Source organism: Streptomyces sp. Ag109_G2-15 (genome assembly GCF_900215565.1).
GTDB lineage: Bacteria > Actinomycetota > Actinomycetes > Streptomycetales > Streptomycetaceae > Streptomyces > Streptomyces diastatochromogenes.
Genome location: NZ_OCNI01000001.1, coordinates 4,821,891 through 4,835,580, shown reverse-complemented (window position 1 = coordinate 4,835,580; position 13,690 = coordinate 4,821,891). Strand labels below are relative to the sequence as shown.

Below are 13,690 nucleotides of genomic sequence, written 5' to 3'. Positions count from 1 at the left end.
AGCGCCGTGTCCATGACAGGAAGGACCACGAGTCGGACGACGGCGGTGGCGAAGGTCTCCCCGTACTCGACCAACACGGTCACCCGCACCACCCTGGTGTGGACGCGGCTTCGGAGAGGATGCGTGCCGCCGACGTACCCGGCCCGGTGGGGCCCGCGGGGAGCCTCGGTTCGGGCGGGGCGGGCGCGGCTGTCGGCGGGCCCGCCGTCAGCAGGGACCGCACCAGCCCCGCCACGTCGTGGGCCGCGGCGGGTGCCGTGACCCGGGAGATCAACGACACCGTCGTCAGCTCCCGTTCGTACGGGCGATCTCGACGTTCTCCAGGACGCCGAGGGCGTCGGGCACCAGGACGGCGGCCGAGTAGTAGCTGCTGACCAGGTAGGAGATGATCGCCTGGTCGTCGATGCCCATGAACCGCACGTTCAGGCCCGGCTCCACCTCGTCCGGGATCCCGGTCTGGAAGAGGCCGATGACACCCTGGTCGTCCTCGCCGGTGCGCATGGCGATGATCGACGACGTGCCCTGCTCGCTGATCGGGATCTTGCTGCACGGCAGCAGCGGCACCCCGCGCCAGGCGGGCAGGTGGTTGCCGTGCAGCTCGATGCCACCGAAGTAGAGGCCCCGCTTGTTGCACTGGCGGCCGAACGCGGCGATCGCCTTGGGGTGGGCGAGGAAGCAGCGGGTCTTGCGCCGCATGCTCAGCAGCTCGTCCATGTCGTCCGGGGTCGGCGGGCCCGAGTAGGTGGAGATCCGCTGTTCGAAGTCGGCGTTGTGGAGCAGACCGAACTCCTCGTTGTTGATCAGCTCGTGCTCCTGCCGCTCCCGCAGCGCCTCGATGGTCAGCCGCAACTGCTGCTGCGTCTGGTTCATCGGCTCGTTGTAGAGGTCGGCGACCCGGCTGTGCACCCGCAGCACCGTCTGCGCCACGCTCAACTCGTACTCGCGCGGGGAGAGTTCGTAGTCGGCGAAGGTCTGCGGCAGAGTCTCCTCGCCCACGTGCCCCGCACTCAGCTCGATCGCCGCCTCGCCCGACCGGTTCAGCTTGCGGTGCCCGTTGGAACTGATCTGCTGCACGTGCGTGCGCAGCGCCTCATGGCGGTCGGCGACCGTCTTGTACGCCGTCAGCGGCAGCGCGAGCACCGTGGTGGCGGTCATCGCACGGGCCGTGAACTCCCACTTCTTGGCCTGTCCGGCCAGCACGCGACCACCGAAGGTGTCCCCGTCGGCCATCAGTCCGAGCATGGACTCGTCCCCGTACGGCCCCTCGCCGATCCTCTCGACCTTGCCGTGCGCGATCAGGTACACGTGATCGGCCTTGCGTCCCGCCTGGACGATGACCTGCCCCGGCGTGAAGTCCTTCTGCACGAACTTGTCGGCCAGCACGCCGAGCACGTCGGCGTCCGAGAAGCCGCGCAGCAGGGGCAGTTCGCCCAGTTCGGCGGGGATCACCTGGACCTTCGAGCCGGTCTTCACGAAGGACACCCGACCGTCGCCCACGGTGAACGACAGGCGGCGGTTGACCCGGTACGTCGCACCGGGCACGTTCACCCAGGGAAGCATCCGGGTCGCCCAGCGGGAGCTGATGCCCTGCATCTGGGGTTCGGACTTGGTGGTGGTGGCGAGATTGCGCGCCGCCGCGGTGCCGAGGCTCTGCTGCTCCCGCTGCTGGACCGACTCCGCGCCTGCGGCCGGTACCGTCGTCGTCTCGAGTGGCATGACTCTCCCTCGTATCCCGTGACACATGCTGTGGGCACAGGACTACCAGGTCTTCGTCACGTTGGGTAAGCAAAACAGGCGGCGCGCGAAGGGTTTCCCGTGCACGGCCCGCGCCCCCGCGCGCCCCAACTACCAAGAATGGCTGATCAGATCAATCGATGGTCAACCGTCGACCATGCACCACCCTCGCGGGCGTCAAACACTCACAGTAATCGAAGCGCGTCGAGGCAGCGGCAGGTCCACCTCGGCCCGCACCGTCTTCCCCGGCGGATCACGGTCGACCACGTCCCACCGGTCAGCCACCGCGTCGACCAGCACGAGACCGCGCCCCGCGTTGGCGAGGGGTGCGGGCGGGTGCAGGTCCCGGGGGCCGGGCGGGCGGTGTTCGGCGCGGGTGTCGGTCACCTCGATCCGCACGCGTCCGGGGAGGAGGGAGACACGCAACTCGAAGTCACGCCCCGGTACGCGCCCATGAATCACGGCATTGGCGGCCAGCTCGGCGACGATCACGGCCACGGCGTCGGCGGTCTCGGTGCCGTGCGGGATGCCCCAGGCGGCGAGTTGGGCGAGGGCGAGGTGCCGGGCCAGGCGGGCGCCGCGGGGAGTAGGGCTGAGTCGCTGGGTGAGCGTCATGTGCCCAATGTGGAGGGTGTGCAGCGGGGTTCACCAGGTGCGGCGCGCGTACGCTGCGCGAGCGTACGCGGTCACGGACTGGACAGTACTCGTGACTGGCCGTAACCATGGGCCCGGGAGGTGACCGCGGTGGTCGACGGGCGGGTGGGCGAGCCGGAGTCTTCGGACAGCATGCGGACGTTCGGGGCGGTGGTGCAGGCGCTTCGCGAATATCACGGGTTGACCAGGGAGGAGTTCGGCCGGCTTGTGGGGTACTCCAAACACACAGTGGCGTCGGTGGAGTTGGGGAGGCGGATGCCGGATGTGGGGTTCGTGGAGGCGGCGGAGAGGGTTCTGGGCAACACCGGGGCTTTGAGGAGGGCGGCGGGGTTTCTGGAGCGTCAGCCGGGGTTGGCTTCTTGGTTCCGGCGGTGGGCTCAGCTGGAGACGACCGCGATCAACCTCTACACGTACGAGTGCCGCATGATCCCTGGGCTGCTGCAAACGGATCCGTACGTACGGGCTCTGGCCGCCGACCAGCTACCACCCCTGTCGGACGCAGAGATCGAGGAACTGTGGGCCGCTCGCCTGGACCGGCAGCGGCTCCTGCACGAGCGGCCCAACACAGCGTTCAGTTTCATCCTCGAAGAGCACGTGTTCCTGCGGCGCACAGGTGGCATCGAGGTCACGCGGGGACTGATCGACCGCGTACTGGAAATCACCGAGTTGCGCAACGTGGAGATCCAGGTGATGCCGCTGGTCCAGGAGAAGCACGCTGGCCTACAAGGGCCCATCCGCCTGCTGGAAACCCCGGCGAACAAGTGGTCTGCTTACAACGAGGGCCAGGAAAGCGGGCAGTTGATCTCCGACCCGAAAGTGGTCAGCGTTCTTCAGGCTCGGTATGCCAGGATGCGCTCACAGGCTCTCACCATGCGGGACTCCGTGAGCCTGTTGCGGCGGATGCGAGAGGACTTATGAGCAGCAACTCGGAACTGACCTGGTTCAAGAGCAGCTACAGCAGCGCATCCGGGGACGACTGCGTAGAGGTGGCCCACACCCCCACCACCATCCACATCCGCGACTCCAAGGCCAAGGAAGGCCCCACACTCACCCTCTCCCCCACCACCTGGGCCAACTTCCTCACGTACGCGGCCGGTTAGGGCACCGCCCGCGCCGCCCGGCACTACCAGCGTCACCGCGCCTCCGAGGCGCGCGCGTGAGCACCGGCCGGGCGACGCGGTCACGCGTCACACCCGGCTACGAGCCCGGGCAGTGCTTCCACGCGAAGTGGTACACCGTGCTGATGTCCCCGTCGGTCGAGTCCATCGTCATGAAGCTGACCTTGCTCGGCGTGCTGCCCGCGGACACCCGCAGCTCGGTGTTGATGTTGAAGTTGCGCAGGACGCCGCAGGGCGCCCAGACCAGCTGGGCCCAGTCGGTGCTGTCGGTGGCCTGCCAGTCGTCGTTGTAGGGGCCGCTGAAGGGGTGGCTCTTGGCCGCGGTGTTCGAGGAGCCCTGGAAGTAGTACGACGCCTTCTGGGTGCCCGACGCACCCGGCTGGAGCGAGAGGAAGCCCCGGTAGTCCGCGCTGGCGACGGCGTAGGTGAAGCCCTGCGGGACGTGCACGACCAGGTTGAGCTGGCAGTTCTTGCGGAAGGCGGTCGGGTCGGAGTTGCCGCCGGCCTGCGCGAGGTAGTTGCTGTAGGTCACCGTGAAGGCGGTGTTGTCCGGGGAGACGGCCACGGCGGCCGTGCCCGCGGGACAGCCGGAGCCGTTCACCGTGGCGACGTCGATGACGATCTTGTCCGGGGGCGGGTCGTCGAAGACGGGAGAGGAGCTGGAAGCCGGTATCGCGGTGGTGAGCAGAGCGGCTACGGCGCCGCTCAGCAGGAGTCCACCAGCCATGGTTTCTCCAGGTTGTCGAGTGGGGGGTTCGACCTCCGACCCATCCGTTCAACATTGAAGAAACTGTGTGGAACCTGTGAAGGATGGGGAGGCGTGGGCATCGTAGGAAGCCCCACTCCACCCCGGCAGGGCGAACTCCGGCCATTCACTTCGGGCCGTTCACACGCCCCCGAGAATCACGGGTTCTCCCACGCCGCCGGCTCCGCCGCCAGGGCCCGTACCGGCTCCGGAAGTGCGTCCGCCGCGAGGTCGGCGATCGTGACGCCCTCCAGGATGCGTCGGACGTTCGCCCGCAGGGCGATCCACAACGGCAGCAGCGGCTGGGCGGTGCCGGTGTAGGCGAGGCCCGTGGGCCGTTCTCCTCGCACCGACACGATCGGGCCGTCCACCGCGCGAATGACATCCGCCACAGTGATCGCGGCCGCGGCCCGGGCCAGCCGGTAGCCGCCGCCCCCGCCGCGCCGGCTGCCGACGATTCCGGCGCGCCGGAGGTCGCCCAGGATGCCCTCCAGGAACTTGTGCGGAATGTCCTGTACAGCGGCGATTTCCTCGGCCTTCATCGGGCCGTCACCCTCCCGTACGGCCAGCTCCAGTACCGCCCGTACCGCGTAATCCGCCCGCGCCGAGATCCTCATGGGTCCATTGTGGGGCGTATCTCCATGGAGAATGGCCGGACCGCGCCCCCGTAAGATCGCCCGGGAGGATCCACCTTGGCGCTCAGCAGACGTACCTTCAGTGCCCTGGCCGGCTCGGCCGCGCTCGGCTTCGCCCTGGGTGGCAGCGGCGGCCCCGGGGCGCCTTCGGCGTACGCGGCGCGCAGTGTGCCGACCGGCCCGGCGCCCGCCCCGCCGAGCGCCGACGGGGAGCGCCACACCATCGGGTACGACCACTACTCGCTGCTGGTCGACGGCCGGCGGCTGGTCGTGTGGTCCGGCGAGATGCACCCCTTCCGGCTGCCGAGCCCGTCCCTGTGGCGGGACGTGCTGCAGAAGATGCGGGCTCACGGGTACAACGCCGTGAGCATCTACGTGTCGTGGAACTACCACTCCCCCGCGCCCGGGCAGTACGACTTCTCCGGGGTCCGGGATCTCGATCTCTTCCTGCGCACGGCCGCCGAGACCGGGCTGTACGTCATCCTGCGGCCCGGCCCGTACATCAACGCCGAGATCGACGGCGGCGGCTTCCCGGGCTGGCTGACGGCGACGAAGGGGACGGCCCGCACCGCCGACCCGACCTATCTGTCGCACGTCGACGAGTGGCTGACCCAGGTGAACCGGATCGCCCGGCGGCATCTGTTCACGCAGGGCAAGGGCACGATCCTGCTCTACCAGATCGAGAACGAGTACGACGCCCACGTCGGGGAGGCCACCGGGCGGGACTATATGTCCCATCTGTACAAAAAGGTCCGGGGAGATGGGATCGATGTCCCGCTCTTCCACAACGACAAGGGCCGGAACGGCCACTGGGTGCCGGACTCGTTCGACACCGACGGGGAGAAGGGCGGCTGGCTGTACGGGTTCGACGGGTATCCGTCGCCGTCCCAGACGCCGCCCGACTGGGGGACCTTCGGGCCCGGCGGGGCGACCGGCGGGTCCACCGCCTCGCCGCGCACGCCCGGGTTCATGCCCGAGTTCGGGGGCGGCTGGTTCGACCCGTGGGGCGGTTCCTGGTTCGACGGCAAGGGGTACGCCGAGTCGCGGCGCACCCGGGACGCGGCCTACGAGCGCCGCTTCTACCTCACCAACCTCGCCAACGGGATCACCCTGCACAACGTGTACATGACGTTCGGCGGGACGTCATGGGGCTGGCTGCCCGCACCGGTCGTCTACACGTCGTACGACTACGGCGCCGCCATCGACGAGGGCCGGAACGTCACGGAGAAGATCGCGCCGATGCACCAGCTCGGGCATCTGCTGCAGCGCGTGCCCGACTTCGCCCGCCTCGACCGGGCGGCGGAGGTCAAGGCGGAGGGTGTGAAGGTCTACCACCTCGCCAACCCGGACACCGGCACCCAGGTGTACGTGGCCCGCAACGACGGGACCGAACCGGTCACCACCGATCTGCCCACGGACGCGGGGAACCTGCGGATCACCGTGCCCGCGCACGACGCCCGCATGCTGACCACCGGACTCCCGCTGGGCAAGCGGACGCTGAAGTACTCCACCGCGCAGCCCATGCTGTGCATGACGGCCGGGCGGCAGGACATCGCCGTGTTCGCGGGCCGCCGCGACGACATGGCGGACCTGGTCCTGAAGTGCCCGGAGGAGCCCTTCGTCACCCGGCTCGACCCGGAGGCCGCCTGGGCGTTCGAGGGCGACGAACTGCACGTCAACGCGCCCCTCGGGCAGGGCGGTCTCACCCGGGTGCTGGTCGCCAAGGGCGAGAGCGAGACCCCGCTGCTGCTGCTCTTCGCCGACGACGCCACCGCCGTGCGCATCTTCCCGTACGACACCCCGTCCGGCACCCTGCTGGTGTACGGCCCGTCGCTGCTGCGCCACGCCGAGCTGCGCGGTTCCGAGGTCCACCTGACGGGTGACGTCATCGGGGAGACCAGCGTGGAGGTGTGGGGGCCGCGCGGGATCGCGAGCCTGGTGTGGAACGGGCGGAAGGTACCGACCCGGGTCACCCTGTCCGGAAGCCTGATGACGACCGGGATGCTGCCCTCCGTGCCCGAGGTGGTACTGCCCCGGCTGGGCCGCTGGCGGATGCGGACCGAGAACCCGGAGGCCGGGCCCAACTTCGACGACTCGTCGTGGAAGAAGGCGGACAAGACGTCGTCGTACAGCGTCACTCCGGTCCCGGACGGCCGGCCCGTGCTGTTCGCCGACGACTACGGCTTCCACTACGGAGACGTCTGGTACCGGGGCACGTTCACCGACTCCTCCGGCATCGAGGAGGTCTCCCTCGCCTACACCACGGGCACGCAGGGCCTGTTGATGGCGTGGCTGGACGGGGAGCCGCTGGGCACCCACCGGATGCCCGTGCCGGACAAGAACACCACCGTCAGGAAGGGCAGTTGGGACGCCACCGCCGTCTTCCCGGTGGGCGAGAAGCTGCGCTCGCCCGGCCGGCACGTGCTGTCGGTCCTGGTCCGGCGCATGCAGCACGACCAGGACGGCAAGGGCCTCGACACCCACAAGGTGGCGCGTGGACTGACCGCCGCCCTGTTCAAGGGGGCCGCACCCGAGGTGACCTGGCGGATCCAGGGCGAGGCGGCCCCGGATCCGGTGCGGGGGCCGCAGAACAACGGCGGCCTGTACGGGGAACGGGAAGGCTGGCACCTGCCCGGCTTCCGGGACCGGGACTGGAAGGCGGTGACCTTTCCGCGGGCCGAGCGGCGGCAGGGCGTGACCTGGTACCGGACGACCTTCCGGCTGTCGGTGCCGGCCGACATCGACGCGTCGATCGGGCTGACCCTGGAGGACGATCCGTACCGGGCCTACCGGGCGCAGATCTTCCTCAATGGCTGGAACATGGGCCAGTACATCAACAACGTCGGCCCGCAGCACACCTTCGTCCTGCCGAACGGCATCCTGCGCACCCGGGGCACCAACACCCTCGCGCTGGCGGTCCTCTCGGAGTTCACCTCGCAGTCCGGCCCGGGGAACGTCCAGCTGACCCTGCTGGGCCGGGCGGCCGGGGGGACACCGGTGGCTCCGGTGCTCTCCCCCGGCCGCTGAGACCGCTCAGGCGAGCCTGATCACGTTCCAGGACAGGGGCTCCAGTACGGCGGTGAGGGTGCCGTCCTGCAGGGCGGTGCCCTCGACCGGGTGCGGGGTGACCCGCTCGGGGTCGTCCAGGGTGTTACGGGCGTCGGGATCGGCGTCCGCGAGCGCGCTGTGCTCGGTGACGGACGTCAGGTCGAGGCCGTTCAGGGCGACTTCGAGCGGGAGCGGCTCGGTACGGCTGCGGTTGACGGCGAAGACGGTGACCGTGCCGTCCTCCGCGCGGACGGCGGTGGCGTGCAGCAGGTCCGTCTCGCCGTACTTCCGCGTCTCGTACGTCGGCGAGTCCACGCGGACGTCGAGGACCTCGCCGCGGCCGTGGCGGGAGGCCTGCGCGAACGGGAAGAACGTCGTCTGCCGCCAGGCCGGGCCGCCCGGCTCGGTCATGATCGGGGCGATCACGTTGACCAGCTGGGCGAGGCAGGCGACGGTGACGCGGTCGGCGTGCCGGAGCAGGGCGATGAGCAGGGAGCCGAAGACGACCGCGTCGGTGACGCTGTAGTTGTCCTCCAGCAGGCGCGGGGCCTTTGGCCAGCCGGTCTTGTCGATGGTCTTCGCGTACTCCTCCCAGCGGGAGAGGTACCAGACGTTCCACTCGTCGAAGGAGAGGTTGATCTTCTTCCTCGACTTGAGACGGGCGCCCACGTGGTCGGCCGTGGCCACCACGTTCTCGATGAAGGACTCCATGTCCACGGCGGAGGCCAAGAAGGAGTCCAGGTCGCCGTCGACGGGCTCGTAGTAGGCGTGCAGGGAGATGTGGTCGACCAGCTCGTACGCCTCCTGGAGGACCGTCGCCTCCCATGCGGCGAAGGTGGGCATGGACTGGCTGGAGGAGCCGCACGCCACCAGTTCCACGGAGGGGTCGATCTGACGCATGGCCCGGGCCGTCTCGGCGGCGATACGGCCGTACTCCTCGGCCGTCTTGTGGCCGGTCTGCCAGGGGCCGTCCATCTCGTTGCCGAGGCACCAGAGCTTGATGCCGAAGGGTTCCTTGTCGCCGTGGGCCGCCCGGAGGTCGGAGAGGGCGGTGCCGGAGGGGTGGTTGGCGTACTCCTGGAGTTCCAGGGCCTCGGCCACGCCTCGTGTGCCGAGGTTGACGGCCATCATGGGTTCGGCCTGGGGGCCGATCTTCTTCAGGAAGGCGATGTACTCGGAGAGGCCGAAGCGGTTGGTCTCGGTGGAGTGCCAGGCGAGGTCTAGGCGGCGGGGGCGGTCCTCTACCGGGCCGACCGAGTCCTCCCACTTGTAGCCGGAGACGAAGTTGCCGCCCGGGTACCGGATCGCTGTCGCTCCGAGTTCGCGGACCAACTCCAGTACGTCGGTTCGCAGTCCGGCCTCGTCTGCAGAGGGGTGGTCGGGTTCGTAGATGCCGGTGTAGACGCAGCGGCCGAGGTGCTCGACGAAGGAGCCGAAGAGGCGGGGGTTGACCGGACCGATGGTGAAAGCGGGGTCGAGGGTGAAGCGGGCGGTGCGCATGTTCGCCTTTCGAGGTGGGTGGCTTGTGATTCGTCGGCGTGTGCGGGTGCGTTGTGGCTTGTCGCGCAGTTCCCCGCGCCCCTAAAGCAGCTCCGGCCAGCCCTTATTGGTCCAGCTGAGCTTGTTCAGCCCCAGCTTCGGGGTGCCGTTGTCCGTTGCGTCGTAGTAGTGGTACGCCAGCCAGGTCTTGCCATGCGTGCGGAACGTGGACTCTCCGCCGGGGCCGATGTAGCGGCCGTGCGATGCGAGGAACAGGTCGCCGCCTCCCTCCAGCATCGGCTTGCCCGTGCTGTCCACGTACGGCCCGGTGATCGACGTCGAGCGGCCCACCCTGATCTTGTACGTCGAGTTCACGCCCGCGCAGCAGGCGTCGTAGGACGCGAAGAGGTAGTAGTAGGCGCCGTGGTGGAGGATCGAGGCGCCCTCCACGGCGTAGGGGGCGTCGGGGCGGGTCGCCAGGTGGTGGACCGGGGCGTCCGGGAGGGCCTTGCCGGTTCCGCGGTCCAGTTCGACCATGCGGATGCCGGTCCAGTACGAGCCGAACGCCATCCACAGCTTGCCGTCGGCGTGGATCAGGGCCGGGTCGATGGCGTTCCAGGTGTCCGTCTTCTCCGAGGAGAAGGCCTTGCCGTGGTCGGTCCAGGTGCCGGGGAGGCCGGTGGGTGAGGTGGCCACGCCGATCGCGGAGTGGTTGGTGCCCCAGGAGGAGACCGCGTAGTAGAGCCAGTAGCGGCCGTCGCGGTAGCTGAGGTCCGGGGCCCAGGGGTCGGCGGTGGAGTTGTAGTCGTACCACCAGCTCGGCGGGGTGGCGAAGGCGTTGCCCGCGTCGTCCCAGTGGTGGAGGTCGGTGGAGAGGCGGGCGCCGATGATGCCGCCGGTGGAGTAGGCGACGTACTGGCCGTTCCTCAGCTGGTGGACGGTGGGGTCGTGGATGATCTGCTGGCCGGTGAGGGGGATCGGGTCCGGGTAGGTCACGTCCGCGGACGCCGTGGTGGGGAGCAGGGCGAGGGCGGCCGCGGCCAGTACCGCGGCGAGTCTGAGGCGCTTCAACTCACTCTCTCCTTACTGGCCGGCCAGGCCCGTGTGGGCCACGCCCCGCACGATCTGGCTCTGGAAGAAGACGAAGACGATGATCAGCGGCAGGCCCGCGATGAGGCCGCCGGCCATGAGCTGGGGCCAGACGATGCCGAAGGCGTTCTGCACGGTGGCGATGCCGTTGGGCATGGTCATCAGGTCGGGGTTGTTGGTCACCATGTACGGCCAGATGAAGTTGTTCCACGAGGCGATTAAGGTGAAGATGCCGACCGCCGAGAGGGAGGGCTTGGAGAGCGGGAGGACGATCGTGAAGAAGATCCGCCAGCGGCCGGCGCCGTCGATGAACGCGGCCTCCTCCAGCTCCTTCGGCAGCGACTGGAAGAACTTGTAGAGGATGTAGACCATGGCGGCCGGGGCGCACTGGGGCAGGATCATGCCCCAGTAGGTGTCGACCATGCCGAGCGACTGGACCGTGGTGAACAGCGGGACGCCGAGGATCGCCGGGGAGAACATCAGGCCGGCCATCGTGAGGGCCAGCAGGGCCGACTTGCCGCGGAACTCGGTGCGGGCGAAGCCGTATCCGGCGAGGGCGCTGACCAGCAGCACGATCACGGTGACACAGACGGACACCACGACCGAGTTGACGAACCAGTTGGGGATGTTGCCCGCCTCGAAGACCTTGTCCCAGGAGTCCAGAGTGATGTGGTCCGGGATCCAGTGCGGCGAGGTGACGGACTCGGTCGGGGTCTTCAGCGAGGTGGACAGGGCCCAGGCGAGGGGCGCCACCCAGATCAGGGACAGGGCCGCGGCGACGACCGTGAGGGCGATCTGGCCCGGGGTCCAGGTGCTGCGGGGCTTGCGCAGGACGGGAGTGGTCATCGGGCAGCGCCCTCCTCGCGGTTGCGCAGCAGCCACATCCGGCTGAGTGCGACGACGGCGATGATGAGGAAGAGGATGAAGGAGATCGCGGAGGCGTAGCCCACGCGGTAGCTGGTGAAGCCCTGTTCGAGGGTGTACTGGACGAAGGTGCGGGTCGATTCCTCCGGGCCGGGGCCGAACTGGTACATGACCACGGCCTGGTCGAACACCTGGAGCGAGGCCAGGATCTGGAGGGCGAAGACGAGTCCGGTGATGTTGCGCAGGTTCGGCACGGTGATGTGGAGCATGCGCTGGAAGGCGTTGGCTCCGTCCAACTCGGCTGCCTCGTAGAGGTGTTGGGGAATGTTCTGCAGGGCCGCCAGGTAGAGGAGGAAGCTGAAGCCGACCGTCCACCACAGGGTCGCGATGACGACCGCGAGCATCGCCGTCGACTTCTGGGTGAGCCAGGGCGTGTCCAGGCCGAGGACGTGGTTGACCATGCCGTTGGTGGGCTGGAACAGCCACCACCACAGGTTGCCGACGACGGCCGACGGGAGGAGGAAGGGGGCGAAGAAGCACAGCCGCCACAGCCACTTGAAGTGCGCGGTGTGGTGGGCGATCAGTGCCATCAGCAGCGCCACGACGACGATGCACGGCACGACTTCGAGGGTGAACTGGACGCTGTGCCACAGTGAGTCCCACACCAGGGGGTCCTTGAGGGCCTCACGGTAGTTGGAGAGGCCGATGAAGCTGGTGTGGTCGCCGGAGATGTTGGCGTCGGTGAAGCTGAGGTAGAGACCGCGGACGACGGGCACGATCACGAACAGCCCGTACAGGACGAAGAACGGGGCGACGAACCAGCCGCCGTGCTGGAGGCGGCGGCCCCAGCGCAGCCGGGCGGAGTCGGCGACGGTGGCGGTACGAGGGCGCGCCGCTGTGGCGCCCACGACGGTGGTGCTGCTCATGCGCCCGCTCCCTTCAGCTCCTGGGCGGCGGTCCGGCCGTCCATGGGGTTCTTGGCGGCAAGCAGTTTCCGCAGTTCGGACCTCATACGGCGGGCGGCTGCGTCCGGCTTGGCGGAGCCGACGTTGGAGGCGGCGACGACCGGGCCGATGCGCTGGGCGAGGACGCCGGTGGAGCCGGCGAACCAGATGTGGGGTTCGGTGGCCGGGTGTTCCATGGCGGGCCTGGAGTACTCGTTCTGCGGGGTCAGCTCGAGGTAGGCCGGGTCCTTGAAGGTGGGCAGGTAGGCGGGGACGTGACCGCCGCCCGCCCAGGCGGTGGCGTGCTTGACCATGTAGGCGGCCAGCATGTGCGCGCCCTCGTCGACGGCGCCGCCGCGGCCGGCCTGGTGGGGCAGGACGAACGAGTGCGACTCGGCGTGGGTGGCCGGGGTGCCGAAGACCGGGGGCAGCGGCTGGGCGCCGTACTCGATCTTCTCTCCGTTGAAGTAGGGCACCGACCAGTTGCCCTCCCAGGTGAACGGCGACCCGGCGATGAAGGCCTCGCCGTCCGCCGCGCCGACGGTGACGTAGCCCTCGGTGACGTTCCTGCGGAGGAACTCCAGGACCTGGGTGGCCTTGTCGGCGTCGAAGGTGACCTGGGTCTGGTCGTCGTTGAAGTAGGTGCCGCCGAGCTGCTGGTAGAAGGCGACGAAGAACCACCAGGAGAAGTTCTGGTCGTTGGCGTGCAGGCCGAGGGTCTGCTGGCCCTTCTTGAGCTGCCCCTTGGCCGCCTTGAGGATCTCGAACCAGTCGTCGGGGGAGGACGCGGCCGGCAGCCGGCCGTCGGCGTCGAGCAGGCCCGCCTTCTTGCAGACGTCCTTGCGGTAGAAGTTCAGCTGGACGTGGATGTCGAGGGGCAGGGCGTAGAGCTTGCCGTCGACGATGCCGCGCTTCCACAGCACGGGGTTGAAGTCGGCCTCCCTGACGCCGTACTTGGTGAGGAGGTCCATGTCCCAGGGGTCCAGGAGGCGGCCCGGCGCGAAGCCGGGGACGCGGCCCTGGTGCATGACCGCGAGGTCCGGGGCGCGGTTGCCGGCGGCGGCCATGGCGAGCTTGGTGTAGTAGGGGCCGCCCCACGTCAGGGTGGAGGCCTTGACCGCGACGTCGGGGTTGGCCTTGTGGAAGGCGTCCACCATCGCGACCATGTTGCCGCCGTCGCCGCCGCTGAAGAGGTTCCAGTAGCGCACCCGCGTACGGGCACTGGAGGCGAGCGCGTCGGCTCCGCTGCCCAGGGCCGCGAAGCCGAAGCTCGCGGCTACCGCCAATCCGCCTGCCGCCCCTAGAAGTTGCCTGCGATTCAGGCCAGGTTGTCCCATACCTTGCCCCACCGTTCGGTATATCGAATAACGCTCGTAACTT

At 69.0% G+C, this 13,690-nt stretch carries 12 protein-coding genes; 3 read left to right on the top strand and 9 right to left on the bottom strand.

What is annotated here, in order from left to right:
* Positions 1 to 285 precede the first annotated feature (285 nt).
* A complete protein-coding gene (locus tag CRP49_RS21630; RefSeq protein ID WP_097254870.1) occupies positions 286 to 1,716 on the bottom strand; it encodes a family 2B encapsulin nanocompartment shell protein in 1,431 nt (476 codons plus the stop codon).
* Positions 1,717 to 1,911: 195 nt separating this feature from the next.
* Positions 1,912 to 2,349, bottom strand: a complete 438-nt coding sequence (locus tag CRP49_RS21625) for an ATP-binding protein (RefSeq protein ID WP_097254869.1) — start codon at positions 2,347 to 2,349, stop codon at positions 1,912 to 1,914.
* 171 nt (positions 2,350 to 2,520) lie between these two features.
* On the opposite strand from CRP49_RS21625, the gene CRP49_RS21620 reads away from it, so the two are divergent.
* Together CRP49_RS21620 and CRP49_RS21615 are read left to right on the top strand one after the other, a co-directional pair.
* Complete coding sequence (locus CRP49_RS21620) at positions 2,521 to 3,306, top strand: helix-turn-helix transcriptional regulator (protein ID WP_097257480.1); 786 nt, start codon at positions 2,521 to 2,523, stop codon at positions 3,304 to 3,306.
* A complete protein-coding gene (locus CRP49_RS21615) occupies positions 3,303 to 3,488 on the top strand; it encodes a DUF397 domain-containing protein (RefSeq protein ID WP_097254868.1) in 186 nt (61 codons plus the stop codon). The genes CRP49_RS21620 and CRP49_RS21615 overlap by 4 nt, the downstream gene beginning before the upstream one ends.
* Before the next feature lie 97 nt (positions 3,489 to 3,585).
* On the opposite strand, the gene CRP49_RS21610 is transcribed toward CRP49_RS21615, so the two are convergent.
* Positions 3,586 to 4,233 carry a DUF4360 domain-containing protein gene (locus CRP49_RS21610; RefSeq protein WP_097254867.1) on the bottom strand — a complete coding sequence of 216 codons (648 nt, stop codon included), beginning with the start codon at positions 4,231 to 4,233 and terminating at the stop codon, positions 3,586 to 3,588.
* A gap of 176 nt (positions 4,234 to 4,409) precedes the next feature.
* Positions 4,410 to 4,868, bottom strand: a complete 459-nt coding sequence (locus tag CRP49_RS21605) for an Rrf2 family transcriptional regulator (protein WP_097254866.1) — start codon at positions 4,866 to 4,868, stop codon at positions 4,410 to 4,412.
* Positions 4,869 to 4,943: 75 nt separating this feature from the next.
* Here CRP49_RS21605 and CRP49_RS21600 point away from each other — a divergent pair, with 75 nt between their 5' ends.
* The gene (locus tag CRP49_RS21600; protein WP_097254865.1) at positions 4,944 to 7,913 is read left to right on the top strand and encodes a beta-galactosidase; all 2,970 of its coding nucleotides are present in this window, start codon (positions 4,944 to 4,946) and stop codon (positions 7,911 to 7,913) included.
* A gap of 6 nt (positions 7,914 to 7,919) precedes the next feature.
* Here the strand turns inward: CRP49_RS21600 and CRP49_RS21595 are convergent, their stop codons facing one another.
* From CRP49_RS21595 to CRP49_RS21575, 5 genes are all read right to left on the bottom strand, one after another.
* A complete protein-coding gene (locus CRP49_RS21595; RefSeq protein ID WP_097254864.1) occupies positions 7,920 to 9,434 on the bottom strand; it encodes an alpha-N-arabinofuranosidase in 1,515 nt (504 codons plus the stop codon).
* Positions 9,435 to 9,515: 81 nt separating this feature from the next.
* The gene (locus CRP49_RS21590; protein WP_097254863.1) at positions 9,516 to 10,484 is read right to left on the bottom strand and encodes an arabinan endo-1,5-alpha-L-arabinosidase; all 969 of its coding nucleotides are present in this window, start codon (positions 10,482 to 10,484) and stop codon (positions 9,516 to 9,518) included.
* A gap of 12 nt (positions 10,485 to 10,496) precedes the next feature.
* Positions 10,497 to 11,348, bottom strand: coding sequence for a carbohydrate ABC transporter permease (locus tag CRP49_RS21585; RefSeq protein WP_097254862.1), 852 nt, complete (start codon positions 11,346 to 11,348; stop codon positions 10,497 to 10,499).
* Positions 11,345 to 12,292 carry a carbohydrate ABC transporter permease gene (locus CRP49_RS21580; protein WP_097254861.1) on the bottom strand — a complete coding sequence of 316 codons (948 nt, stop codon included), beginning with the start codon at positions 12,290 to 12,292 and terminating at the stop codon, positions 11,345 to 11,347. The genes CRP49_RS21585 and CRP49_RS21580 overlap by 4 nt, the downstream gene beginning before the upstream one ends.
* Entirely contained in the window at positions 12,289 to 13,647 is a 1,359-nt protein-coding gene (locus tag CRP49_RS21575; RefSeq protein WP_097254860.1) for an extracellular solute-binding protein, read from the bottom strand. The genes CRP49_RS21580 and CRP49_RS21575 overlap by 4 nt, the downstream gene beginning before the upstream one ends.
* Positions 13,648 to 13,690 lie beyond the last annotated feature (43 nt).

Coding starts and splice junctions, on each gene's coding strand:
- CRP49_RS21620 (WP_097257480.1), top strand. CDS start 2,521: ATGCGGACGTTCGGGGCGGTGGTGCAGGCGCTTCGCGAATATCACGGG.
- CRP49_RS21630 (WP_097254870.1), bottom strand. CDS start 1,716: ATGCCACTCGAGACGACGACGGTACCGGCCGCAGGCGCGGAGTCGGTC.
- CRP49_RS21615 (WP_097254868.1), top strand. CDS start 3,303: ATGAGCAGCAACTCGGAACTGACCTGGTTCAAGAGCAGCTACAGCAGC.
- CRP49_RS21625 (WP_097254869.1), bottom strand. CDS start 2,349: ATGACGCTCACCCAGCGACTCAGCCCTACTCCCCGCGGCGCCCGCCTG.
- CRP49_RS21580 (WP_097254861.1), bottom strand. CDS start 12,292: ATGAGCAGCACCACCGTCGTGGGCGCCACAGCGGCGCGCCCTCGTACC.
- CRP49_RS21605 (WP_097254866.1), bottom strand. CDS start 4,868: ATGAGGATCTCGGCGCGGGCGGATTACGCGGTACGGGCGGTACTGGAG.
- CRP49_RS21610 (WP_097254867.1), bottom strand. CDS start 4,233: ATGGCTGGTGGACTCCTGCTGAGCGGCGCCGTAGCCGCTCTGCTCACC.
- CRP49_RS21585 (WP_097254862.1), bottom strand. CDS start 11,348: ATGACCACTCCCGTCCTGCGCAAGCCCCGCAGCACCTGGACCCCGGGC.
- CRP49_RS21595 (WP_097254864.1), bottom strand. CDS start 9,434: ATGCGCACCGCCCGCTTCACCCTCGACCCCGCTTTCACCATCGGTCCG.
- CRP49_RS21575 (WP_097254860.1), bottom strand. CDS start 13,647: ATGGGACAACCTGGCCTGAATCGCAGGCAACTTCTAGGGGCGGCAGGC.